This window comes from Sphingobium agri (assembly GCF_023051225.1).
GTDB lineage: Bacteria > Pseudomonadota > Alphaproteobacteria > Sphingomonadales > Sphingomonadaceae > Sphingobium > Sphingobium agri.
Genome location: NZ_JALKHS010000008.1, coordinates 15,180 through 38,466, shown reverse-complemented (window position 1 = coordinate 38,466; position 23,287 = coordinate 15,180). Strand labels below are relative to the sequence as shown.

Here is a 23,287-nt window from a genome sequence, read left to right as displayed (position 1 = left end):
GTTATGATCGACCTTCTTACGACTGCCGCTGCCGCTGCGCAGGGTCTGGGATCGCCCGCCGACATTTGGGGGCACATCGTCAACGACTTCAGCAATATCGGCTCTCCGACTGCTCTGGCGGCCTTTGGCCAGGTGCTGATGATCGACATCCTGCTAGCTGGCGACAATGCGATTGTCGTGGGCGCCCTGGCAGCGGGGCTGCCGGTGCAGCAGCGTCAGCGCGTCATCTTGATCGGCATCATCGCGGCGTTGGTGCTGCGTATCGGTTTCGCATTGGTCGTGACCCAGTTGATGCAGATCGTTGGTCTGATTCTGGCCGGTGGGTTGCTGCTGCTGTGGGTCAGCTGGAAGATGTGGCGCGAGCTGCATCCGAAGCGGGGTGCGGATACGCCGGACCCCAGCGACGACGACATTTCGGGGCTGCGGCCCGCCAAGAGCTTCGCGGCCGCAGCCTGGGCCGTTGCCGTAGCCGACGTTTCGATGAGCCTGGACAATGTGCTGGCTGTTGCGGGCGCGGCGCGGGATCATCCCGGCATTCTGATCATCGGGCTTGTTCTGTCGGTCGCTCTGATGGGCGTCGCGGCGAACATCATCGCCAAATATATCGAGCGTTTCCGGTGGATCGCTTATCTGGGTCTCGCCGTGATCATCTATGTCGCGGTCAAGATGATCTATGAAGGTTTCGTCGACCACCAAGTCGGCGTCCTGACGCTCTTCAGCTAATGAGCGGCGGCGGCGGGTTTGATGCCCGCCGCCTGCTTTCCTGCTTTTTAATCCCCGTCGGGCACCAATATGGTGCTGCCTATCGCCCTCCGCCCTTCCAGCGCCCGGTGCGCTTCGGCAACATCCGATAAGGCGTAGCGCTGCCCGATATGCGGGCGAACGATGCCCCGGCGCATGCGATCGAACAGACGCGCGCTGACATGATCCAACTCTTCCCGCGTGGCGATATAGTCGAACAGGGTGGGCCGGGTCACATAGAGCGATCCGGCGCGGCTGAGCTCCAGCAGCGAAATGGGCGACACCGGACCCGACGCATTGCCGTAGCTCACCATCATGCCGCGCCGCTTGAGCGAGGCAAGTGACGCGGTCCAGCTGTCCCTGCCCACGCCATCATAGACGACATCGACGCCGTTTCCTTCCGTCAGTTCACGCACTTGGCCGGCAAGGTCTGTGAATGGGCAGTGCAGGCTATGGTCCGCCTCGACCTGAGCGGCTTTTTCTGCAGAGCCGCTATGCGCGATGACGGCCACGCCCTTGTCGCGAAGCCAAGGCACCAGCACTGATCCGACACCGCCCGCCGCCGCATGAACCAGCGCCACCTGGCCGGACTGCAACGGCAGCGTGTCTTCGGCCAGGAAGCATGCGGTCATCCCCTTCAGCATCATAGCGGCCGCTTCGTCCGTGCCGATTTCCGCCGGAATCTTGATCACCCGGTCGGCCGCGACGGTACGATGGCTGGCGTAAGCGCCAAAACCGCCCGCCGCGCCGACTTTGTCCCCGACGGCCAGGCCCTCGACGCCCGGCCCGACAGCCGCGACATAGCCCGCGCCCTCCACGCCGAGGGTGAGAGGCAGTGGGGTGCTGTAAAGGCCGGATCGGTGATAGGTATCGATGAAATTCAGGCCTATGGCGTCCTGCGCGATCAGCACCTCACCCTTTGCCGGGGGAGCGGGATGGAAATCCTCCCGCTCGATCACCTCCGGACCGCCGGTCTCGCGAATGACCATGCGCCAAGCCTGAGCCATTGATTGCGGCCTGTTTAGAGATGTGTAGCGAAGAAGTCGGCTGTCCGCTGGTCCGCCAATTGAGCGGCTTCTTCCACCCGGCGGACGCCCATCTCGGCGGCGAAGCCGTGATCGAGCCCCTTATAATCATGGAGGACCACATGGCGGTTGTCCTTCAGGCCCTCATGCATCTTCTTCTGAACGTCCGGCGGCACGAAGCCATCAGCGGTGGGAATGTGCAGCATCACCGGCTTGCCGATCGCATGTTGCTCACTCAGGAGATTGTCGATGCCAACGCCATAATAGCCGACAAAGGCATCGCCATCCGTCCGGCAGGCAGCCATGAATGTCAGGCGGCCGCCAAGGCAGTAGCCGACAACGCCCACCTTGCCATCACCGCCAAGCTGGGCCCGCGCGAACTTGATCGCTGCCTCGATATCATAGATGGCGCGGTCCTGATCCAGCTTCTGCATATGGTTGATCGCTGCCTGGAAATCTTCGGCGACATCCGCGTTCAGTTCGACATGCGGGGTATCGCGCCAAAACAGATCGGGCGCGACAGCAAGATAGCCTTGTTCCGCCCAATTGTCGCATTTGCGCCGGATGCCCTCATTCACTCCGAAGATTTCTTGAATGACGATAATTGCCGCGCGGGGCGTGCTTTGCGGCTGCGCGACATAGGCGTCGAATTGGCCATCGCCTTCCAGGGTCGAAACTGACGTGAATGATCCCATGGCTGTTATCCTTCCCTAATATCGGAGTTTGTGGCGAAGATAATCGGCTTTGGGTGAGCCGCCAACGCCGCTTTTGCCAATTTATTTGCGTTTGAGGCCCATGTTGCGGCATGACGATCAGGGCTCCGCAGACGAAGGCGCATGACATGAAAGTGACCGTGGACGTAGATTGTACCCCAGCCGAAGCACGGTCTTTCCTGGGCCTTCCCGACGTGACGCCGATACACGACAAATATGTGAAGACCATGCTCGACAGCTTCGACGGCATTGCCAATGTCGAGCAGATGGAAACCATGTTCAAAAGCTTCTCTCCGCTAGGTGATGCGGGGATGCGCTTGTTCCGGCAGATGATGGATATCGGCTTGGCCAGCGTTCCGGGGAAGAATGGCGACAAGCCTTGAGCCGTTGATGGCTGACACGATTTTTGCACTGTCGAGCGGTGCGCCGCCGGCAGCCATTGCCGTCATCCGGATTAGCGGGCCTTCTGCGGCTGCGGTGCTTCAGGGTCTGGCGGGACACCTTCCTGAGCCCAGGCGCGCGCGTTTGGCATTATTGAAGGACCCCCGCAACGGGATGCCGCTCGATCGGACGCTGATATTGTGGTTTCCTGGGCCGACAACTGCGACCGGTGAAGATCTGGCTGAAATCCATTGTCATGGCGGGCGCGCCGTGGTGGCCGGGATTGAAGACGCACTGAAATCCTTCTCCGGCCTGCGGCTTGCGGCTCCGGGTGAATTCACGCGGCGTGCTTTTGCCCACGGGCGTATGGATCTGAATGAAGTCGAAGGACTGGCCGATCTGCTCGCTGCCGAAACACAGCAGCAGCGGCGCGCAGCCTTGCTCATGTCGGAAGGGCATTTTTCTCGACGGCTGGAGGCGTGGCAGACACGGCTGCTCGATCTGTCCGCAATGGTTGAGGCTGTGCTGGATTTCTCCGACGAGGACGACGTACCGGAGGCTGGTGCCGAAGCGTTTGTTGCCAGTGGCGCCCGAGAGCTGGCTACTGAGGTGAGATCGGTTCTCGCTGCCCCCTCGGCCGAGCGGCTGCGCGACGGTATCAGGGTGGTGCTTGCCGGACCGCCCAATGCCGGGAAATCGACGCTGCTGAATGCGCTCGTTGGGCGGGATGCCGCGATCGTTTCCGAAGTTGCCGGGACGACGCGCGACCGGATCGAAGTACCTGCGGCGCTGGCGGGCACAGCCTTCCTCTTTACCGACACCGCTGGATTGCGGGATAGCACGTCGGACGCCATCGAGATAATCGGAATGGATCGGGCGCGCGCGGCGTTGGAGAGCGCGGATATCATCTTGTGGCTTGGAGACGCTGCGGAACTGCCCCGGCCCGACGCAATATTGGTGGCCGCCCAATGCGACCGCCGGGCCGTCGCCCAAGGCTTGCCGATATCGGCCGTCACAGGGGAAGGAATGGCCGAACTCATATCCACATTGCTGGAGCGAGCCGCTGCGCTCCTGCCTGGCGAAAGCGAGTATGCGTTACATGAGCGCCAGCGGCGGGGGGTCTTGTCGCTTGCCGAACATTTGAGCAGCGCAGCGGCAAGTGGCGACTTCCTGATAGTTGCGGAGGAATTACGCCACGCTCGAGCAGCCATTGATAGTCTGACTGGCCGCGCCAGTACCGAGCATATGCTGGACCGCCTTTTTGCGGGATTTTGTATCGGCAAATGAATGCTGTTCCACGTGGAACAGTTTTGCCCCGCTCCGCCAAGTCTGTTATGGGCACGGCCATGCGGACAGCTTTTGATGTGATTGTGGTTGGCGGCGGCCATGCCGGGTGCGAAGCAGCGGCTGCTGCTGCCCGAAAGGGTGCGCAAGTGGCACTTCTCACCTTCGAGAAGGCGACCGTAGGCGCGATGTCCTGCAATCCTGCTATAGGCGGCTTGGGCAAGGGCCATCTGGTCCGAGAGATCGATGCGCTCGATGGGCTGATCGCGAGAGCTGCGGACGCTGCCGCCATCCACTATCGCATGCTGAACAGCAGTAAGGGCGCCGCAGTTCAGGGGCCAAGAGTGCAGGCGGATCGAGCGTATTATCGCGCCGCCATCCATCGCATGATCGAGGCTCAGGTGGGATTGACCCTGGTTAAAGGTGAAGCCTCCGCCTTGTTGCTGGACAAGGGTGAAGTGGCTGGACTGGCGCTGGCGGACGGCACGAGCCTGTCGGCACCCGCCGTCATACTGGCAACCGGCACCTTTCTTGGCGGAAAGCTTTTCCGAGGCGAAGAAACAAGCTTTGGCGGGAGGACGGGAGAGCGGGCTGCGGCGGCGCTTGGGCTACAACTCCGTGAGCTTGGGCTGCCGATGGCGCGTTTGAAAACTGGTACGCCGCCGCGGCTCGACGGCCGTACAATCAACTGGGCTGTACTGGAAGAGCAAGCATCGGATGACGCGGGCTGGACGATGTCGGCGCTGTCGAAGCATCGGCAGCTTCCTCAATTGAGTTGCGCGATCACGCGTACGAACGCGGTTACGCACGCCATCATACGGGATGGCTTGGGGCGATCACCTTTGTTCAGTGGCGCGATCGAAGGGCGGGGGCCGCGCTACTGCCCGTCGATCGAAGACAAGGTGATCCGTTTCGGGGATCGGGATGGTCACCAGATTTTCCTGGAACCGGAAGGGTTGGATACAGAGCTGGTCTATCCGAACGGGATCAGCACGTCCCTGCCTGCAGATGTCCAGGAACGCATGGTCCGCTCGATGATCGGGCTGGAGCAGGTCGAGATCGTTGTTCCGGGCTACGCGGTCGAATATGATCATATCGATCCGCGCGCCCTTCAGCATACGTTGGAGATGCGGGACGTGCCGGGTCTCTTCTGTGCAGGCCAGATCAATGGCACGACCGGATATGAGGAGGCCGCTGCCCAGGGGCTCGTCGCTGGCGTCAATGCGGTGGCGCGGTCGCAAGGCGTCGAGCCGATGATCCTTGACCGGGCGAGTAGCTACATCGGCGTCCTGATTGATGATCTGGTGCTTCAGGGGGTGACTGAACCTTACCGGATGTTGACCGCGCGGGCGGAGTATCGGCTACGATTGCGGGCAGACAATGCGGGTTCGAGGCTTGGGGATATCGGCCGGGAGCATGGTCTTCTGGGTGAAGAGCGGCTCGCTTATTATGACAGATTGTCGGCGCAACGGATCGTCGTCGACAAGGAGCTCGGAGAGCAGTTCAGCGCCACCCAGCTTGCCCGTGCTGGAGCAAATGTACGGCAAGACGGCGCGCGGCGCACCCTGTTTGAATGGGCGCGTTTTCCGGAGGTGCAGCGCGAACTACTGTTTGCCCTCGCGCCATCGCTTACCAACATCGACGCTGACCTCCGCGAAGAGATTTTGGAAGATGCGCATTATGCTCCCTATCTCGAGCGCCAGGCTGCAGAGATTGCGGCCCTGCGCCGTGATGAGCGGGTTATCATTCCATTGGATTTTGATTTCTCCTCAGTCGGTGGCCTTTCCAGTGAAATGGTGGAGCGTCTTGACCGGGCTCGTCCTGATACACTCGCAGCGGCAGCGCGCATAAGGGGCATTACGCCCGCGGCCTTGGCGGCATTGCTGGTTCATGTGCGTCGGCAGGCGGCATGACCGAGGACGAAGCAAAGACGTGGCTGAAGGCGAATTTCGACGTTCCACGTGAAACATGGGCACGCTTGGACGGCTATGTGCAGATGCTTTTGGCGGAAATGGATCAGCAGAATTTGATCGCGGAATCGACACGCGAGCATGTGTGGTCGAGGCACATCGTAGACTCTGCCCAGTTGATGAAGTTGGATGGCACCGCGAATGAAGGGCTATGGATCGACCTGGGATCAGGGGCAGGTTTGCCGGCGATCGTGGTCGCTATATTGAGTGAACGGCCCGTTCTGATGATAGAGTCGCGCAGAAAGAGGATCGATTTTTTGAACCGGCTTGTCGGTGAATTGTCGCTCAACAATGCAGATGTGTATGGCGGTCGGGTCGAGAGTGCCCCCGCGAGTGAGGCAGCTGTGATTAGCGCGCGGGCCTATGCGCCTCTGGACCGACTGCTTTCATCGGCGCTGCATTTGTCCACGGATAAAAGCCTGTGGATCTTACCAAAAGGGCGCAATGCGCAAATTGAACTGGAGGCGGCGCGATCCTCATGGCAAGGTGTGTTTCACGTGGAACGCAGCATCACTGATCCGGAAAGTGCAATCATTATAGCACGGTCAGTCGCGCCAAGGGGCAAGAAAGGTCGCAAATGATCCGTATCGCCATTGCCAATCAGAAAGGCGGTGTGGGGAAAACCACGACCGCGATAAATTTGGCTACAGGGCTGGCAGCGACGGGGTTGCGGGTGCTGCTGATCGATCTCGATCCGCAAGGAAATGCATCCACGGGTTTGGGCGTTAATCAAGCTGACAGGACATGGTCGAGCTACGATCTGCTGGTTGGTAATTGCGCCATCGAAGACGCTATCCATCCAACGCGCGTGCCCAAGTTGGACATCGTCGCTGCAACCCAAGACCTGTCTGGTGCTGAAATCGAGTTGATCGAATATGAAGAGCGGACCCACAGGCTGGAGCGGGTTCTCAGTGAAGCCCAGGCAGGGCGGTGGGACATTTGCCTGATCGACTGTCCTCCTTCTCTTGGCTTGCTTACCATCAACGCGATGGTGGCGGCACAATCGCTTCTTGTCCCTCTTCAATGTGAGTTCTTTGCGTTAGAAGGGCTGTCGCAGTTGTTGCAAACGGTCGAGCGGATACGTGGGCGTTTCAATCCCGGTCTTTCGATCCTGGGGGTGGCTCTTACGATGTATGACCGTCGAAACCGGCTGACTGACCAGGTTGCTGATGATGTCCGGGCTTGCCTGGGAGACTTGGTTTTTTCCACGGTGATTCCGCGTAATGTCAGGCTTTCCGAAGCGCCAAGTCATGGCGTGCCCGCACTTATCTATGATTTTCGTTGCTCCGGATCGGAAGCCTATATGCGCCTTGCCCGCGAACTGATTTCACGACTGCCCCGACAGGAGGCTGCAGCGTGAGCAGCGATAGTGATGATAAGCTGAAGGTGGCTAAACGTCCCCATGGACTTGGCCGCGGTTTGTCAGCATTGTTGGGCGATGTTTCCCGAGAAGAGCCGGTGGCGCCTCAAACGCCTTCAGCTTCGACCAAGGCGATCCAGAGCATCGAGGTGGCGCTGATCCAGCCTCACCCGGAACAGCCCCGCCGCCATTTTGACGAAGGCGCTTTGGCGGAACTCGCCGACAGCATCGGGAAACGCGGCGTCATACAGCCGATCATCGTCCGTCCGCATGGTGGCGGATTTCAGATCGTTGCGGGGGAACGCCGCTGGCGCGCCGCCCAGCGCGCGCAACTACATCGTATTCCAGCAATTGTTCGTGATTTTGACGAAGCAGAGACGCTGGAAATCGCGCTTGTGGAAAATATCCAGCGCGAGGATCTCAATCCGATTGAAGAGGCGGAGGCATACCGCAAGCTGATCGCCGACTTCCATCACAGCCAGGAAGCGTTGGGCCGGATCGTTGGCAAATCGCGCAGCCATATAGCCAATTTGATCCGGCTGCTGGACTTGCCAGCATCCGTACAGCGGCAGGTGGTGGAGCAGAAGCTGTCCATGGGGCACGCTCGGGCCTTGATTGGCGCTCCCGATTGCGAAACGCTGGCGCAGACTGTCGAAGCCAAGGGCCTGTCGGTCAGAGATACCGAGGAACTGGTTCGCCGGTCGAAGAAGGGGGAAGGGGCAGCCCCGCGCAGCCGCGCGCCCTCCGCGCCTTCATCAGGCAAGGATCCCGACATCGCTGCGTTGGAGCAGCATCTTGCCGACATTCTGGGGGTTAAGGTAGAGATCGGGCATGGCGAAGGTGCGGGCGGCACATTGTCCTTGCGCTATTCGACGCTCGACCAGCTGGACATGCTGTGCCAGCGGCTTTCAGGCGAACGGATCTGATGGGATTGGCTGCCGTCTGACAGACGCGAACCACTGGCCTTTTGACTGCGGGCTTCTTAGGTTGCGGTCATGGCTGACATTCAATCGACAAGCGCTTCCTCTCCTATAGTCGTTCGGCGTCGGGATTACCGTCCACCCGACTGGCTTGTCCCCACTATCGATCTTGATTTCAGCCTCGATCCGGCGCGTACGATCGTCCGGGCGAGCCTTAGCGTTACTCGCAACGGAGGGCATGACCGGCCACTCAGGCTTGACGGCGACGAGCTGACGCCGATCGAGGTGAAAGTCGATGGGCGCGCGCTCGGGCCGGGCGAGTGGAGTATCGAACAGGGCGCTTTGGTCATCCCTCTGCCTGGACCCGCGCATCAGGTGGAAACTGTGGTCGAGTTGGCTCCTGAGCAAAACAGCAAGCTGATGGGCCTTTATGCCAGCGGCGGGCTGCTGTGCACGCAATGCGAGGCGGAGGGATTTCGCCGGATCACCTTCTTCCCTGACCGGCCGGATATTCTCTCGCGCTATTCCGTTCGCCTGGAAGCCGACCAGGCCCGCTATCCGATCCTCCTTTCGAACGGCGACCCGACAGAGCAAGGCGAGCTGCCGGACGGGCGGCATTGGGCGAAGTGGATCGATCCATTCCCGAAGCCTTGCTATCTTTTTGCCCTCGTCGCCGGAGACCTTGCCTGCAACAGCGAAAGCTTTGTCACGATGAGCGGACGAGCGGTCAAGCTGGGGATTTGGGTCAAGGAGGCCGACTTGCCCCGCACCAGCCACGCCATGCAAGCTTTGAAGGACAGCATGGCTTGGGACGAACGGGTCTATGGCCGCGAATATGATCTCGACGTGTTCAACATCGTCGCAGTAGCTGATTTCAATTTCGGAGCGATGGAGAATAAGGGGCTTAACATCTTCAATTCGCGCTACATTCTTGCCGACGCGGAGACCGCTACGGACGCCGATTATGATGGCGTCGAAGGGGTGGTGGCCCATGAATATTTCCACAACTGGTCGGGCAACAGAGTGACGTGCCGCGACTGGTTCCAACTGTCGCTGAAGGAAGGGTTCACCGTCTTTCGGGACCAGAATTTCTCGGCCGATATGGGCAGCCACGCCGTCAAGCGGATCGAAGACGTGCGCGTTTTGCGAGCCGCGCAGTTTCAGGAGGACTCAGGACCGCTGGCTCATCCGGTGCGGCCGGAATCCTATATGGAGATCAGCAACTTCTACACAGCGACGATCTACAACAAAGGCGCCGAGCTGATCAGGATGATTGCCCTGATGCTTGGCCCGGATCGCTTTCGCGCAGCTACCGACCTGTATTTTGAGCGGCATGATGGAGAAGCGGCGACCTGCGAGGATTTTATCCGGGCAATGGAAGAGGGCGGCAGGATCGATCTCACCCAATTTCGCCGCTGGTATGAACAGGCGGGGACACCCCGTGTCAGGGCTAGCTTGACGCATGATCCGATCACGCAGTCGGTGGAACTGGTGCTGGAGCAGAATACGCCGCCGACGCCGGGGCAGCCCGACAAAGCGCCGCTGGCTATGCCGCTGCGCGCGGCGCTGTTCGACCGGCATAGCGGCCGCAGCAGTGGCGAGACGCTGCTGATGCTGACGGAGGAGCAACAGCGCTTCACCTTCAATGGCTTTGCCGTGGCTCCTGTTTTGTCGATCAATCGCGGCTTTTCAGCGCCGGTGATTGTCGAGACCAGCAGGAGTCAGGCCGATCTCGCCTTCCTCGCCGCGCATGATGATGATCCCTTCGCCCGGTATGAGGCAATGCAGCAATTGATGGTCAACGCGCTGGTGGGCAGAGTGGCGGGGCAGGAGGTGGATGAGACAGCAGTCATCGCGGCGATCCGCGATACAGTAAACGATCCGCATCTCGACAGCGCCTTCATCGCCGAAGCTATTCGGCTACCCAGCGAAGCATATATCGGCGATCAGATGGTGCAGGTCGATCCGGACGACATCCATGCGGCGCGTGACGCGTTGCAGCGGCGCGTCGGAAAGGAACTGGAACCACTTTGGCGCGATGTCCATGCCCGGACCAGAGCCAACGGGTTCTCGCTCTCGGCTGCTGCGAAAGGCGCTCGCAAGCTGCGCAACAGCGCCCTGATCTATCTGGTGGCGTCGGGCGCGGTGGATGGGCCCACAGTGGCCTTCTCGCAATTTGACGAAGCCGACAACATGACGGAGCGGCAATCGGCGCTCGCTACCTTGGCGAATGACCGCAGTGACGAGCGCGAGGCGGCACTCGACATCTTCTACAATCGGTATCGGGATGATGCGTTGACGCTCGACAAGTGGTTCCAGACGCAAGCCTTTGCCTCGCATCCGGACACCGTTGATCTGGTCGAGGAGCTGGCCGGGCATCCTGATTTTACATTGGCCAATCCCAACCGGGTGCGTTCGCTCTTCGGCGCCTTTGCAGGCAACCAGTGGGCGTTCCATCATCGGTCTGGGAAGGGCTACAGGCTTGTGGCGGACTGCATCATCGCGCTGGACAAGCTCAATCCGCAAACGGCTGCGCGCCTGGTCCCGCCGCTCGGACGCTGGCGTCGTTTCGACGAGGAGCGAGCCGCTTTGATGCGCGGGGAATTGCAGAGAATATTGTCGCAGCCCGGTCTGTCAAAGGACGTCACCGAACAAGTGAGCAAGAGCGTGGAGTAAAGCTGAGGATGCCATGCTGAACGTCATCCAGAATGGCATCCTTCAGAGGGTTTAGCGTCCGCTAGCAGTGAGCCATGCGGCCACGTCAGCAGCAACCTTGTTCGCCGCGCTGTTGAGCGGTGCGCCGATCGTGGTTGCGTCGATCTTGCCACCTACAGGCACGCTGGCAGTAAAGCGCTGCCGTGCAATTGCCGTGCCGCCGGGGCCCGCAAGGATGGCATCATAGGTGACGACGGCGCTGTTGCTTGCCTCATCCAGGCCGAAATCGACCAATTCGCCCATCAGTCGCTGGCCCGCATCCGCTGAATATTGACCGGGATCGAGTACGATGCGGTTGCTGCTGGCGGCGATCGTTTCGGACAGCAGCTTCTGGAACAGGTGGCGCGGCGTGTCGGCCCACTGCACCTTGGTCACATAGGCGAGCGACGTGGGCGAAGTGCGTACGGGAACGCGAACCGTGTCGAGGAGCTTGGGGGACTCCGGATCCGCGACCGTGATGGTTGTTCCCGCAGCGATGCTGCGAAGCGTGCCCGGTGCGACCTTCCGCGCGGCATCCAGCGACAGCAGCCGTTCGGGCGGCTTGCCGCCGAAGGACACGCAGCCTGTCAGTGCGGCGGCGAAGGCCAGCATAATCGGGAGGGCGGCAGGTTTCTTGTGGAACGTCATCGCTGTCCCTCTCATCGCTTGTAGTCGGGCAGTTTGGGCGACCCGACGATCGAACCCGCACCCTGTTGATCCAGTTTTTCGGCAACGCCGCGGAACGCGCGCGACATTTCACGCAGGTCGCGCACCAGCTGATTGACCTCCGGCATCGTCTGATTGCTGAACGCGCGGACGCCCGGTTGCGCTTCGGCAATCGTCCTGTCGAGCGTTTCGATGCTGCGGGTGGCCGACTGCACGCTCTTGCGCAGATCGGCCATCAGCGGCTTGCCTTCTTCGGTGAGCATCGAGTCCGTCGTCGCGGCGAGTTTGCCGATCTGTTCCGCCGCTATGCCCGTGCGCTGAACCGCAATGCGCGCTTCGGCAAGGGTGGCGGCGATTTCGGGGCTGCGATCTGCGAGAGCGCCCGATACGCGTTCGACATTGGCGAGGATGCCCGCGATCGATTGCTGATTCTTGTCGTTCAGAAGTTCGGTCAGCCGCTCGGTCAGGGTGGAGAGCCGCTCCAACAGTTGCGGAGCGTTGTTCAGCAATTCACCCAGCGCACCCGGCTTTGTGGGGATGACCGGCACGCCGTCAGGGCAGGCAGTCAGGGGATTTTCTTCCGGACAGGTGATGGGCGGGGCGCCCTTCACAGCGCCATCCAGCACGATTTCACTGACCCCGGTGAAGCCAACCCCGGCGATCGTTGCGGTGGTCCCTTGAAGGACCGGCGTGCCTTCCTTGACGGAAATGCGCACCTTCACGAAGCTTGGATCGCGCTTCCAAAGCTCGATCTTCTCAACCTGTCCCGACGGAACGCCGGAATAATTGACGCTCGACCCCTTGGCGAGGCCGTTCACCGACTGTTTGAAGAAGATGTCATATTCCATGTTGTCGCCCTCGGAGAGGCGCGAAAACCAGAAGGCGGCGACCATGATCGCCGCCAGCAGCAGCAATGTGACCGTGCCCACCAGCACATGGTTGGAGCGGGTTTCCATATCCTATCGCCTTCCGTCCGATGGCTGCGGCGCCGTCTTTTCCCGTTCGCGGGTCACGGCCGCCGTCGCGGCGCGCCCGCGCGGGCCATTGAAATATTCCTGAATCCAGGGGTGATCCGTCGCCAGCAGCTCATCGATGGTGCCGACAGCGATCACCTTCTTATCCGCCAGCACCGCAACGCGATCGCAAATCGAATAGAGCGTGTCGAGGTCATGGGTGATGAGGAAGACCGTGAGGCCGAGCGTTTGCTGGAGCTTTCGCGTCTGATCATCGAAGGCTGCTGCGCCGATCGGATCTAGCCCGGCAGTGGGCTCGTCAAGAAACAGCAGGTCCGGGTCCAGCGCCAGCGCGCGGGCGAGGCCTGCCCGCTTCTTCATGCCGCCTGACAATTCCGCTGGATATTTCGGGCCAGCTTCGGCTGGGAGGCCAGTCAGCCGGATCTTATAGGCGGCGATCTCGTCGCGCAGTTGCGGCCCGATGTTGGGATAATATTCGCGGATCGGCACTTCGACATTCTCGGCCACCGTTAGGGTCGAAAAGAGCGCGCCGCCCTGGAACAGCACGCCCCAGCGCTTACGGATCGCCAAGGCCTCGTCATCCAGGCGGCCGATCATCGATTCGCCGAAGACGTGGATTTCGCCTTCATCCGGCGTCTGAAGACCGATGACCGAGCGCATCAGCACCGACTTGCCGGTGCCAGAGCCGCCAACGACGCCCAAAATCTCGCCCTTACGCACATCGAGATCGAGATTTTCATGCACGACCTGATCGCCGAAGCTGTTCTTGAGGCCCCTTACGGAAATGGCGACATCGCTTTTCTCGACAGCCTTGTCGACCCGCGCTTCCTCGGCCGCCGCTTCTTCTTCCTCAGCCATCAATTCCACCCCAGCCAAGTGAAGAAGACGGCGAAGAAAGCGTCGATCACGATCACGAGGAAAATGGCCTGGACCACGGCGGAGGTCGTCCGCAGTCCTACTTCCTCGGCATTGGCCTTTACCTGCATGCCCTGGAAACAGCCGGAAAGCGCGATGATGATCCCAAACACGGGCGCCTTGAGCAAGCCGACCCAAAGGTCCGTAATTGGTACGACCTCTCGCAGCCGCTGAATGAAAGTGATGGGCGGAATGTCGAGTGACACGGCGCAGAGAAAACCGCCGCCGATGACCGCGACGATGGACGAATAGAAGCCGAGCAGCGGCATCATGATGACCACCGCCAGCGTACGGGGCAGGACGAGCGCCTCCATGGGCGACACGCCGATGGTGCGCATCGCATCCACTTCCTCGGTCAGCTTCATGGTGCCAAGCTGCGCCGCGAAGGCTGATCCCGAACGGCCTGCGACCATGATCGCCGTCATCAGTACGCCCAATTCGCGGAAGGTTAGCCGGCCGACGAGGTTGATCGTCAGCATTTCCATGCCGAATTGCCGCAGCTGTACCGAACCCTGCTGCGCGATCACGATGCCGATCAGGAAGCTCATGAGGCCGATGATGCCAAGCGCCGAGACACCGACGACCTCAAAACGTTGCACGACGGCGTTGACGCGGAACTTGCTGGGGTGCCGGATGACGTTCCAGCTTGCCACCAAGGTCGCGCCGAAGAAGCCGAGCAGGCCAAGGAGCGTGGTGAAGGAGTTGACTACCGCCTCGCCGATCTGGCCGACGACGCGTTGGAGGGGGGGGACATAATCGGGGCGGATGTTGACCGGTTCATCCAGCTTGCCCACGGCCTCGATCAGGCGCTGTGCGTCATCATTGCCGCCAGTCACCTCCGAACCCAGCCGCTTGGCCGTGCGGTGCACGGTCCAGGCGCCAATCGTGTCCATATGTTCCACGCCGGACAGATCGATAGCCGAAACGGGGCCCGTCACAGCATCCAGACGCGCAGGCAGATCGCGCAGACAGGCGATGGAGAGATGCCCGAGAAGCCGAATGACAGCACCGCCATCGCGCGTTTCTTCGACAAGATCGGCGGCTTTGTTCATCAAAGGCGGTTAGTGGTCCATTATCGGTTGCACGGCAAGCCGAAACGGCCCATCCGCACGGTAGAACGACAATAGCGGCCAAAAAGTTTCGGACACGGCATGACGCACCGCCTGGCAATCTACGACATGGACAGAACGGTGACCTTTTCAGGCACCTATACCGGCTTCCTCATTCATGTATCCAAAGCGATGGCGCCATGGCGGCTGGTCCTGCTGCCCTGCGTGATCCTGTTGATGCTGGCCTATGTCTTCAAGCTGATCAGCCGGCAACGGCTGAAGGAACTCAATCAGGCGTTGATGATCGGCTTCAATGTCGAACGCGCCAAGCTGATGCCACATGTGGAAAGCTATGCGGCGAAGGTCGTGGCCAACAATGTTCGAGCGGGCGCTCTCGAGCAGATCGCGCGGGATCGGGCGGACGGCTACCGGCTGGTGCTCGCCACCGCGTCCTACCGCCTTTATGTGGAACCGATCGCCCGCAGGCTGGGGTTCGACGCCGTGATCGCGACCGATCATCTGAGCCAGGACCTGCGCTATGTTCGCGCGAAGATCGCGGGCGAGAATTGCTACGACACCGGCAAGCTGCGGATGATCAAGGCGTGGATGGCGGCAGAGGCCATCGACCGCGAGCATGCGCAGATCAGGGCTTATTCAGACCATGTGTCCGACGCGCCGATGCTGGAATTTGCCGACATGGCCTTTGCCTCCAATCCGCACAAGCCGCTAGCCAGGCTGGCGGCGGCGAAGGGGTGGCCACGCGTGGACTGGCTTTAGGCCTCGCCCAGTCAATCAGGCCTGACGCGGTTCGGCAGTGCTTCTCCGGCGAAGAAGGCCTCAAGGTTCGCCAGCACCATCCCGGTCATGCGCGCTACCGCTTCATGGGTGGCGCCGCCCATGTGCGGCGTGAGGACGCAGTTGGGGACATCCGCCCAGATATCGGCCGGAGTAGGTTCATGCTGGAACACGTCCAGCGCCGCGCCGCCGAGTTTCCGCTGTCGCAGCGCCTGCCTTAAAGCCGGTTCGTCCACCAGTTGCCCGCGCGCGACATTGACGAGGAGCCCGTCCGGACCGAGTGCATCCATAACGCCCGCATCGATCATCCCGCGATTGCCGCTGTCGGCACGCGCTGCGACGAGTAATATATCGCTATCGCGCGCCAGCGCGTTCAGGCTTTCCGATCGCGGCCAAGGCAGGGTCGGCTTGTCGCGCGGGCCCCACCAGCCGATCTGCATCCGCATCGCCTCCGCGCGCCTGGCGACTGCTTGCCCGATATGGCCCATGCCGACGACGCCGAGCCTTGCTTCTGCCAGCGAATGCGACAGCCTTTCAGGGCCAGCGATCCACAGGCCCGCCCGTAACAGCCGGTCACCTTCGACAATGCCCCGGCGGTGCGAGAGCATGAGCCCTATAGCGTGGTCCGCAACATCTTCCGCATTGGCGTCGGCACCATGGGTCACCGCTATACCGCGCCGATCCGCCTCCATCAGGTCGACGCCATCATAGCCCACGGTGAAGCAGGCGATGAGGCCAAGTTGCGGCATGATGTCGAGCAGCGTCGGCGCCAGCGGGAATTCTCCAGCCCACACAATCGCCCGCGCTTCAGCGCACCGGCGTGCGCCCTCATCTTCCCACAGCGGCCAGACGTCATAGAGCGGCCGCAGGATTGGCAGCAGCGGAGCGAGAAGCGGCTGTCCGACCAGGACGACGGGACGGCTATCGCTCATCCCACTGCTTTCAGTGCCTGCGCAAAGTCTGCGATCAGGTCGTCGGCATCCTCGCAGCCGATCGATATGCGCACCATATTGTCGCTGATCGCCAGAGCTTTCTTGCGCTCAGGCGGCACGGATAGGTGCGTCATGGCTGCCGGGTGGCTGGCCAGCGTTTCTGTGCCACCCAGGCTAACCGCCAGCTTCGCGATCTTCAGCGCGTCGAGGAAGGCGAAGGCTTCGGCCTCGCCGCCCTTCAGATAGAGGGAGAAGGTCGAGCCCGCCCCCTTGCAGTGGCGGCTGTATATGTCTGCCTGGCGCTCCGTTTCCGGGAAACCGAGATATACGACCTTCTCTACCTGCGGCTGGTCCTTGAGCCACGCGCAGACCTTCGCTGCGTTGTCGCCAGCCCGGCTCATGCGCAGTTCGAGCGTTTCCAGGCTACGGAGCAGCATCCAGGCACTGTGCGGATCGAGGATCGTGCCGATGGTGTTGCGCATCAGCCGGATCGTGTTGATCAGGTCCTTTGAGCCTAAGACCCCGCCTGCCACCAAGTCGCTATGCCCGCCTGCATATTTGGTGAGGCTGTAGATGACGAGGTCGGCGCCATGGGCGAGCGGATGATGCCATAGCGGCCCGAGAAACGTATTGTCGATCGCGACCGGCGGAATATGGTCCTCCCCGCCGAAGAGATCATCCCGCCGGGCCACGACGGCTTCCACGTCGACCAGCACATTGGTGGGATTGGCGGGGCTTTCCAGATAGATAAGCGCGACGCGGCCAAGCGACTTTGCTTGTTCGATTACCGCGCCGATCTCCTCCTCGGTCGAGCCTGCTGGAAAATCGAGCCATTGCACGCCGAATTTGCCGAGGATTCGGCCGATGAGTGATTCCGTCGCTGCGTAAAGCGGCGCCGAATGGACGATGACATCGCCGGGTTGGACGAGCGCGAGGAGCGTTGTCGCTATCGCTGACATGCCACTGGAAAAAAGCAGGGCGTCTTCCGCTTCCTCCCACACCGCGAGCCGGTCTTCGGCGATTTCCTGATTGGGGCCGTTGAAGCGGGAATAGACCAGTCCTTCCGCGCCGCCCGGCCTGATCCCCGTCACCCCTTCGAAATGCCGCTTGCCAGCGGCCGCGCTTTCAAAGGCGAAGGTCGATGTCAGGAAGATGGGAGGCTTCAGCGATCCTTCCGACAACATGGGATCATAGCCATGGCCCATCATGAGCGTCGCTGGTTTCAGCTTGCGCCCGCCGATCTCCATTATGGCGGCTTTGGCACGGCGCCGGTTGCGGGTGGGCTCGGCCCCGGACAGGTCGGCCTCTGTTTCGCCGGTCATCGCTGTTCTCCTGAGTTGGCGGTTTGCAGCCTTGCTCTGATGTCCTGGAGTGTAACGCCTTTGGAAGGGAAAGAGAGCAGTCATCCGGCATTTATCTGGCCGCCTTCATGATCTTGCGAGGGAGGGATCGTGACAGCGCCGGTGCGCGTTCCTACATCTGTCGATATGAACCAAGGCCTTCCTGAACAACTGGAGCAATGGTTCACCGCGCGCGGCTGGTCGCCGCGGCGCCATCAGATGGAGATGCTGGCAGCTGCACGGGCAGGGGATCATGCCTTGCTCGTGGCGCCGACGGGTGCGGGGAAGACATTGGCGGGGTTCCTGCCAACGCTTGCCGATCTGATCGAAAAACCGGGCGATGGTCTTCACACCCTCTATGTTTCACCACTCAAGGCGCTGGCGGTCGATGTGCGGCGCAATCTCCTTACCCCGATCGAGGAGATGGACCTTCCCATCCGGGTCGAGACGCGCACCGGCGACACGCCCTCGGACCGCAAGGCGCGGCAGCGCGCTCGGCCGCCGCAGATCCTGCTGACCACGCCGGAATCCCTGTCCCTCCTGTTGAGTTACCCCGACAGCTTCCTGATGTTCGCGCAGTTGAAGACGGTGATCATCGACGAGGTCCATGCCTTCGCCACGCAGAAGCGGGGGGATCTGCTCAGTCTGTCGCTTGCGCGCTTGCAGAGGATCAATCCCGAACTGCGCCGCGTCGCTCTGTCGGCGACCGTAGCGGATGTTGACGCTTATCGCGCTTGGCTTGCGCCCGACGGTGACATCAACAGCGTCGCGCCGGTCATGGGGGAGGAGGGCGCTGATCCGGACATCGCCATCTTCATTCCGGAAGGGCGCATTCCCTGGTCCGGCCATTCGGGCAAATATGCCGCAAAGCAGGTCATGGCCGAAATCGAGCGGCGGCAGACGACGCTGATATTCTGTAACACGCGTGGACTTGCGGAGCTGATCTTTCAGGAGCTTTGGACTGCGAACGAGGCCAACCTGCCGATCGGCATCCATCATGGCAGCCTGTCGGTGGAGGCGCGGCGGAAGGTGGAAAATGCGATGGCCGACGGCAGGCTGCGCGCGCTTGTCGCCACGGCCAGCCTCGATCTGGGTGTCGATTGGGGCAATGTCGATTGCGTGATCCAGATGGGTGCGCCCAAAGGTTCATCCCGCCTGCTCCAGCGCATCGGCCGCGCCAATCACCGGCTGGACCAGTCGAGCGAGGCCATCATCATTCCGGGCAATCGCTTTGAATATCTGGAAGCCCGCGCGGCGTTGGATGCGGTGGAGGCGGGGGAGCGGGATGCTGACGATTTCCGCACCGGCAGCCTCGACGTTCTGGCGCAGCATGTGATGGCGCTGGCCTGCGCGGCACCGTTTGCGGAATCGGAGTTGCTGGACGAAGTCCGATCGGCCACGCCCTACAGCGCGCTCACCGATGAGGGGCTCGCCAACGTCCTGCACTTTATCGAAGGGGGCGGCTATGCGCTGAAGGCCTATGACCGGTTCAAGCGGCTGACCCATGACGAGGATGGCTTGTGGCGCGTGTCGCACCCGCGCTTCATTCAACAGCACCGCATGAATGCCGGGATCATCGTCGATCAGCCGGTGTTGGATGTGCGGTTCGCCAATGGACGCAAGCTTGGAACGGTGGAGGAGGGCTTTGCCGCGACGCTGCGTCCCGGCGACAGCTTCTTCTTTTCTGGGCTGGCGCTGGAAGTGGTGCGTATGGACGTCACCGATCTGGTCGTGCGCGCCACCTCAAAGCAGGCGCGGGTGCCCGCCTGGGGCGGCACGCGGATGGCCATGTCCACGCGGCTTGCCGACCGGGTGCGCCATTTTCTGGCCGAGCCGGAGGAATGGCATCGCTTCCCCGACGATGTGCGGGAGTGGCTGGAAGTGCAGAAATATCGGTCGGCCCTGCCCGAACCGGGGCAACTGCTCATTGAAACCTTTCCGCATGAGGGGCGGCATTATCTCGTCTGCTACAGTTTCGAAGGATGGAATGCCCATCAGTCACTGGGGATGCTGCTGACCCGCCGCATGGATGCGCAGGGCTTGATGCCGCTCGGCTTCGTGTCCAACGATTACGCGCTCGCCGTCTATGGGATGAAACCGGTGACGGACCCGCAAAGCCTGTTTTCCGCAGACATTCTGGATCATGAATTTGTCGAATGGGTCGAACAATCAAGCCTGCTGAAGCGGGCGTTCCGGGACGTCGCCGTCATCGCGGGCCTGATCGAACGCCAGCATCCTGGCAAGCGGAAGACCGGGCGGCAGGTCACTTTTTCGACCGACCTCATCTATGACGTGCTGCGCAAATATCAGCCGGATCATTTGCTGTTGAAGGCGGCCTGGGCCGACGCCCGTGCGCGCATGACCGATGTCGGGCGGCTCGGTGATCTGATCGACCGCGCTTCGGCGACGATGTTGCACGTCGACCTTGATCGGGTCAGTCCGTTGGCCGTGCCGGTGCTGATCCTGATCGGCCGTGAACAGGTGGCGCAGGCGGCGGCGGAGGACGCCTTGCTCATGGAAGCCGAGGCGCTGGTGGCAGAGGCGATGCGAACGGATTAGAAGTCCTCGCGTACGCCGCCGCAGCCTTTCAAGGTCCCTTCGCCGAAGGACAGCGCGACGCTATCGGCCCAGTGCGCATCGCTCATGCCGTCGCTGCACGGACCTTCGGTCACCGTCATGGCGAAACCGTCTGCCAAATAGCGTACGGCCCGGCCATCATCCGTTCGGCTGACGGTGAAATGTCTTGGAGGTTTGTCTGGACGTTCCAGGGTTGCAACGGATCCCTTGACGGTCACGGACCAGAACGGCTCCGTGCCGAGCGCCCTGTAGCGTGTTTCGCTGCTCAGCGGCGCCGTATCGACAGTTTGTGGCGGCGGTGAAGCGATCTCCGGGTCGGCATGAGCTTCAGCTTTGGAGAAAATGGCCGGTTGCTGCTCCGCCGTCTGGCCCTCGACGATCTGCGCATTTGCCATGTGCAGGTCCTTTGCGGGCCGATCAGCCATATCCTCATTCCGACCGCAGCCGGTGAGGAGCAAGCCGCTCGCAACAAAAAGCCAAAGCTTCATAAACTCCCCCGCTTCTTTACCGCTAATTAATATAACGTCAGATATATACCTGAGCATAAACAGCATATTAGCATATTATTAAGCATGCCGTTTAACGCAATGGACAGCATGTGCTGAGTAGAAAATCCCGGTGCGAAGGGATTTTCGATGCGTCCTTTTATGTTCAGCCAAGCGTTGTCGAGCGGTGCGATCAGTGATTCGCCTCGCGTTCGGCCATTTGGTGCGGCTCCGGCGTTTGTTCGCGCCCTACTGACCAAGCTGCAGATCGACACATCCGGCATTACGCTTGTGGAAACGGCGATGGTGGCTCCGGTTCTCGCCATGATAATCATGGGGACAACAGATGCTGCCCGCTATGGCGCAGCCAAGATGAAGGTTCAGCAAGCCGTAAACCGCGGGCTGGAAATGTCTTGGATGGGCGGCACGAATGTTTCCGCAGCCGATATTCAGACGCAGGCGGCCGCGCAGGCAGATGTTGCAACGAGCGCGGTGACGGTCACCCAGACGCTTGAATGCGGGGGTACGGCGACCACCTGGACGACCAGTTCCAGCCCCTGTCCATCCGGGGAGACGGCACGCTATACCCAGATCCAGATTTCGACAACCTTCACGCCGTCCTTTGCGGGTAGTGCGCTGGCGAAGATGCTGGGCAATTCCAATGGCGTCGTGCCTATTTCGGCAACGGGGGTCTTGAGGATCCAATGACCCGCTTTTTTCGCCTTCTCAACCGACTCGCACGCGACTGCCGCGGCGTCAGCGTGCTGGAATTCGCAATCGTGGCGCCCGTCCTGCTCGCAATGCTGATCGGTATTCCGGCACTCGGCGTCCTCTTCTACGCGGAGGCGGGTTTGCGCAGCACCGTCGAGGATGCTGCGCGATATGCGACGACCTGGCCCAAGCCAGGCGAAGCAGACATACAAGCGCGAATCGCGTCGAACCGGTTCGGAATGAATCCGGCGGACATCGTTGGGCCGACCGTGACCTTTACGTCTGGCACCAGCAGTTCGTCCCCCAGCTATGTGACGATAACCATGGGCTACAATCTGGCCGTGAACTTCCTGTTCGTCAGCAAGACGATCACGCTGTCTGAAACGCGCCGAGCCTATGTCGCGAGCTAAAGCCGAGGACCTGACGATGCCCCTCTCCAATTGCCTGTCGCGATTGTGCACACTTTGGTCTGATGCCCGAGGCAATGCCCTCATGCTCACAGCGCTGGCGCTGCCGGTCATGATCGGTGCAGCGGGCCTTGGCGTGCATACGATGCAGCTGGCGCATGTGAAGCGGGAATTGCAGCGCGAAGCTGACTCCGCGGCCATGGCTGGGGCCTATTCGCTGTATCAGGACCAGGGGAATAGCGCCGCGACCGCTCAGGCGAACAAGGCGCTGACGCAGAATGCCCTTGTGCCGGGGGCCACGTCTACGATCACGCCGGGGGCTTATACCAGCGGCAGCATCACCTACACCTCGGCAATGTACGTCCGGCTGGTGAGCACGCAGCCCACTGCCTTGATGGCCCTGTTCGGAATGTCGACCTCCACGGTGGCTGCCGAAGCGCGGGCAGCGGTCGTTTCCGATGGCAAAGTCTGCTTTTTCGCCAAGGAGAATGGGAACAACACGGGGATCACCTTTGCGGGCAATTCGACGCTGGACCTGGGATGCGGGGCCGGGACCAATTCGATCAGCAATAATGCTGTAAATGTTAACGGCCAGCCGACCGTCAGGGTGTCGCCCATCGTAGCCATGGGCGGCATTCCCCCGTCTACCGCCTATGCGTCCGGCACGATGCTGATGCCCAACCATTCTGCGCTCACTGATCCGCTGGCAGGGAACGACTATGACCCTACGACCAGCGACGTCTCAAATGGTAAGTGCAAGAATGGCAGCAACTGGAATGTTATCGACGTTGCTTCCGGGACAACGGTCGATAGCAGCAGCGGAAGTCCTTACGCTCCAGGTTGTTATGGAACGATCAATGTGCAAGGCACGCTGACGCTGAAGCCGGGCGTCTACTACCTGGCCAACGGGGCTAATAACGCTGGTCTTCAGGTTGGTGCTCAGGGGCATCTTACCTGCATGGGCTGTACTTTCGTGCTGACCAGCACCACGCCCAACAATGCGAACAGTTTTGCCACGATGGACATAAACGGGGGTGCGGAAGTCGATCTTTCGCAGTCGACCAGCGGCACCTATAATGGTATTACCATTTATCGGGACAGCAGGGCTGCGGCGAGCAATCAATGCTGCCAGGTCAACGGCAATTCCTACTCAACCCTGAGCGGCGCTTTTTACTTCCCCAACGATACGCTTACTTTTAACGGCACATCCGGAATGTCGCTCACCTGCTTTCAGATGGTCGCGATGCGATTGTCCTTCAGCGGAAACGCTACCATCACGAACACGTGCGATCCTCCAGGTGGAGCATCCAAATGGTCGATAAGCGCCGTCCGGCTGATAAGTTGAAGC

Annotated in this window: 22 protein-coding genes; 13 read left to right on the top strand and 9 right to left on the bottom strand. The window is 61.1% G+C overall.

Features of this window, described 5'->3' with window-relative positions; genetic code table 11:
- Window positions 1-3 precede the first annotated feature (3 nt).
- Window positions 4-723 carry a YjbE family putative metal transport protein gene (locus tag MU848_RS11350; RefSeq protein WP_247232011.1) on the top strand — a complete coding sequence of 240 codons (720 nt, stop codon included), beginning with the start codon at window positions 4-6 and terminating at the stop codon, window positions 721-723.
- Between the two features lie 47 nt (window positions 724-770).
- On the opposite strand, the gene MU848_RS11345 is transcribed toward MU848_RS11350, so the two are convergent.
- Together MU848_RS11345 and MU848_RS11340 are read right to left on the bottom strand one after the other, a co-directional pair.
- Window positions 771-1,748 carry a quinone oxidoreductase family protein gene (locus tag MU848_RS11345; RefSeq protein WP_247232009.1) on the bottom strand — a complete coding sequence of 326 codons (978 nt, stop codon included), beginning with the start codon at window positions 1,746-1,748 and terminating at the stop codon, window positions 771-773.
- A gap of 14 nt (window positions 1,749-1,762) precedes the next feature.
- The gene (locus MU848_RS11340) at window positions 1,763-2,461 is read right to left on the bottom strand and encodes a dienelactone hydrolase family protein (protein ID WP_247232007.1); all 699 of its coding nucleotides are present in this window, start codon (window positions 2,459-2,461) and stop codon (window positions 1,763-1,765) included.
- Window positions 2,462-2,607: 146 nt separating this feature from the next.
- On the opposite strand from MU848_RS11340, the gene MU848_RS11335 reads away from it, so the two are divergent.
- The 7 genes from MU848_RS11335 (at window position 2,608) to pepN (ending at window position 11,070) form a co-directional block, all read left to right on the top strand.
- A complete protein-coding gene (locus tag MU848_RS11335) occupies window positions 2,608-2,862 on the top strand; it encodes a DUF6489 family protein (protein WP_097092615.1) in 255 nt (84 codons plus the stop codon).
- 7 nt (window positions 2,863-2,869) lie between these two features.
- Window positions 2,870-4,147 carry a tRNA uridine-5-carboxymethylaminomethyl(34) synthesis GTPase MnmE gene (gene mnmE, locus MU848_RS11330; protein WP_247232005.1) on the top strand — a complete coding sequence of 426 codons (1,278 nt, stop codon included), beginning with the start codon at window positions 2,870-2,872 and terminating at the stop codon, window positions 4,145-4,147.
- A gap of 59 nt (window positions 4,148-4,206) precedes the next feature.
- The gene (mnmG, locus tag MU848_RS11325) at window positions 4,207-6,057 is read left to right on the top strand and encodes a tRNA uridine-5-carboxymethylaminomethyl(34) synthesis enzyme MnmG (RefSeq protein WP_247232003.1); all 1,851 of its coding nucleotides are present in this window, start codon (window positions 4,207-4,209) and stop codon (window positions 6,055-6,057) included.
- Complete coding sequence (rsmG, locus tag MU848_RS11320) at window positions 6,054-6,695, top strand: 16S rRNA (guanine(527)-N(7))-methyltransferase RsmG (protein ID WP_247232001.1); 642 nt, start codon at window positions 6,054-6,056, stop codon at window positions 6,693-6,695. Before mnmG ends, rsmG begins: the two co-directional genes overlap by 4 nt.
- A complete protein-coding gene (locus tag MU848_RS11315) occupies window positions 6,692-7,474 on the top strand; it encodes a ParA family protein (protein ID WP_097090534.1) in 783 nt (260 codons plus the stop codon). Before rsmG ends, MU848_RS11315 begins: the two co-directional genes overlap by 4 nt.
- The gene (locus tag MU848_RS11310; RefSeq protein ID WP_201515442.1) at window positions 7,471-8,400 is read left to right on the top strand and encodes a ParB/RepB/Spo0J family partition protein; all 930 of its coding nucleotides are present in this window, start codon (window positions 7,471-7,473) and stop codon (window positions 8,398-8,400) included. The genes MU848_RS11315 and MU848_RS11310 overlap by 4 nt, the downstream gene beginning before the upstream one ends.
- A gap of 69 nt (window positions 8,401-8,469) precedes the next feature.
- On the top strand, window positions 8,470-11,070 hold the full coding sequence (pepN, locus tag MU848_RS11305) for an aminopeptidase N (RefSeq protein ID WP_247231992.1): 2,601 nt from the start codon (window positions 8,470-8,472) through the stop codon (window positions 11,068-11,070).
- Between the two features lie 51 nt (window positions 11,071-11,121).
- Here the strand turns inward: pepN and MU848_RS11300 are convergent, their stop codons facing one another.
- From MU848_RS11300 to MU848_RS11285, 4 genes are read right to left on the bottom strand one after another with little or no spacing between them, the layout of a single operon-like run.
- Window positions 11,122-11,736 carry an ABC-type transport auxiliary lipoprotein family protein gene (locus MU848_RS11300; protein WP_201515444.1) on the bottom strand — a complete coding sequence of 205 codons (615 nt, stop codon included), beginning with the start codon at window positions 11,734-11,736 and terminating at the stop codon, window positions 11,122-11,124.
- Window positions 11,737-11,747: 11 nt separating this feature from the next.
- Window positions 11,748-12,710 carry an MlaD family protein gene (locus tag MU848_RS11295; protein ID WP_201515445.1) on the bottom strand — a complete coding sequence of 321 codons (963 nt, stop codon included), beginning with the start codon at window positions 12,708-12,710 and terminating at the stop codon, window positions 11,748-11,750.
- A gap of 3 nt (window positions 12,711-12,713) precedes the next feature.
- The gene (locus MU848_RS11290) at window positions 12,714-13,586 is read right to left on the bottom strand and encodes an ABC transporter ATP-binding protein (RefSeq protein ID WP_097090529.1); all 873 of its coding nucleotides are present in this window, start codon (window positions 13,584-13,586) and stop codon (window positions 12,714-12,716) included.
- Entirely contained in the window at window positions 13,586-14,695 is a 1,110-nt protein-coding gene (locus tag MU848_RS11285; RefSeq protein WP_201515446.1) for an ABC transporter permease, read from the bottom strand. Before MU848_RS11285 ends, MU848_RS11290 begins: the two co-directional genes overlap by 1 nt.
- A 99-nt stretch (window positions 14,696-14,794) precedes the next feature.
- On the opposite strand from MU848_RS11285, the gene MU848_RS11280 reads away from it, so the two are divergent.
- Window positions 14,795-15,469, top strand: a complete 675-nt coding sequence (locus tag MU848_RS11280) for an HAD family hydrolase (RefSeq protein WP_247231983.1) — start codon at window positions 14,795-14,797, stop codon at window positions 15,467-15,469.
- Window positions 15,470-15,480: 11 nt separating this feature from the next.
- Here MU848_RS11280 and MU848_RS11275 read toward each other — a convergent pair whose 3' ends face one another.
- A complete protein-coding gene (locus MU848_RS11275) occupies window positions 15,481-16,419 on the bottom strand; it encodes a 2-hydroxyacid dehydrogenase (RefSeq protein WP_247231981.1) in 939 nt (312 codons plus the stop codon).
- The gene (locus MU848_RS11270) at window positions 16,416-17,741 is read right to left on the bottom strand and encodes a cystathionine gamma-synthase family protein (RefSeq protein ID WP_247231979.1); all 1,326 of its coding nucleotides are present in this window, start codon (window positions 17,739-17,741) and stop codon (window positions 16,416-16,418) included. Before MU848_RS11270 ends, MU848_RS11275 begins: the two co-directional genes overlap by 4 nt.
- A gap of 165 nt (window positions 17,742-17,906) precedes the next feature.
- On the opposite strand from MU848_RS11270, the gene MU848_RS11265 reads away from it, so the two are divergent.
- Entirely contained in the window at window positions 17,907-20,318 is a 2,412-nt protein-coding gene (locus MU848_RS11265) for a ligase-associated DNA damage response DEXH box helicase (RefSeq protein WP_247231977.1), read from the top strand.
- On the opposite strand, the gene MU848_RS11260 is transcribed toward MU848_RS11265, so the two are convergent.
- Window positions 20,315-20,890 carry a COG3650 family protein gene (locus tag MU848_RS11260; RefSeq protein WP_247231975.1) on the bottom strand — a complete coding sequence of 192 codons (576 nt, stop codon included), beginning with the start codon at window positions 20,888-20,890 and terminating at the stop codon, window positions 20,315-20,317. The two genes, MU848_RS11265 and MU848_RS11260, sit on opposite strands and share 4 nt — an antisense overlap.
- A 93-nt stretch (window positions 20,891-20,983) precedes the next feature.
- On the opposite strand from MU848_RS11260, the gene MU848_RS11255 reads away from it, so the two are divergent.
- From MU848_RS11255 to MU848_RS11245, 3 genes are all read left to right on the top strand, one after another.
- Entirely contained in the window at window positions 20,984-21,529 is a 546-nt protein-coding gene (locus tag MU848_RS11255; protein WP_247231973.1) for a TadE/TadG family type IV pilus assembly protein, read from the top strand.
- Complete coding sequence (locus MU848_RS11250) at window positions 21,526-21,942, top strand: TadE/TadG family type IV pilus assembly protein (protein ID WP_247231971.1); 417 nt, start codon at window positions 21,526-21,528, stop codon at window positions 21,940-21,942. Before MU848_RS11255 ends, MU848_RS11250 begins: the two co-directional genes overlap by 4 nt.
- An 82-nt stretch (window positions 21,943-22,024) precedes the next feature.
- A complete protein-coding gene (locus MU848_RS11245; protein ID WP_247231969.1) occupies window positions 22,025-23,284 on the top strand; it encodes a pilus assembly protein TadG-related protein in 1,260 nt (419 codons plus the stop codon).
- Window positions 23,285-23,287 lie beyond the last annotated feature (3 nt).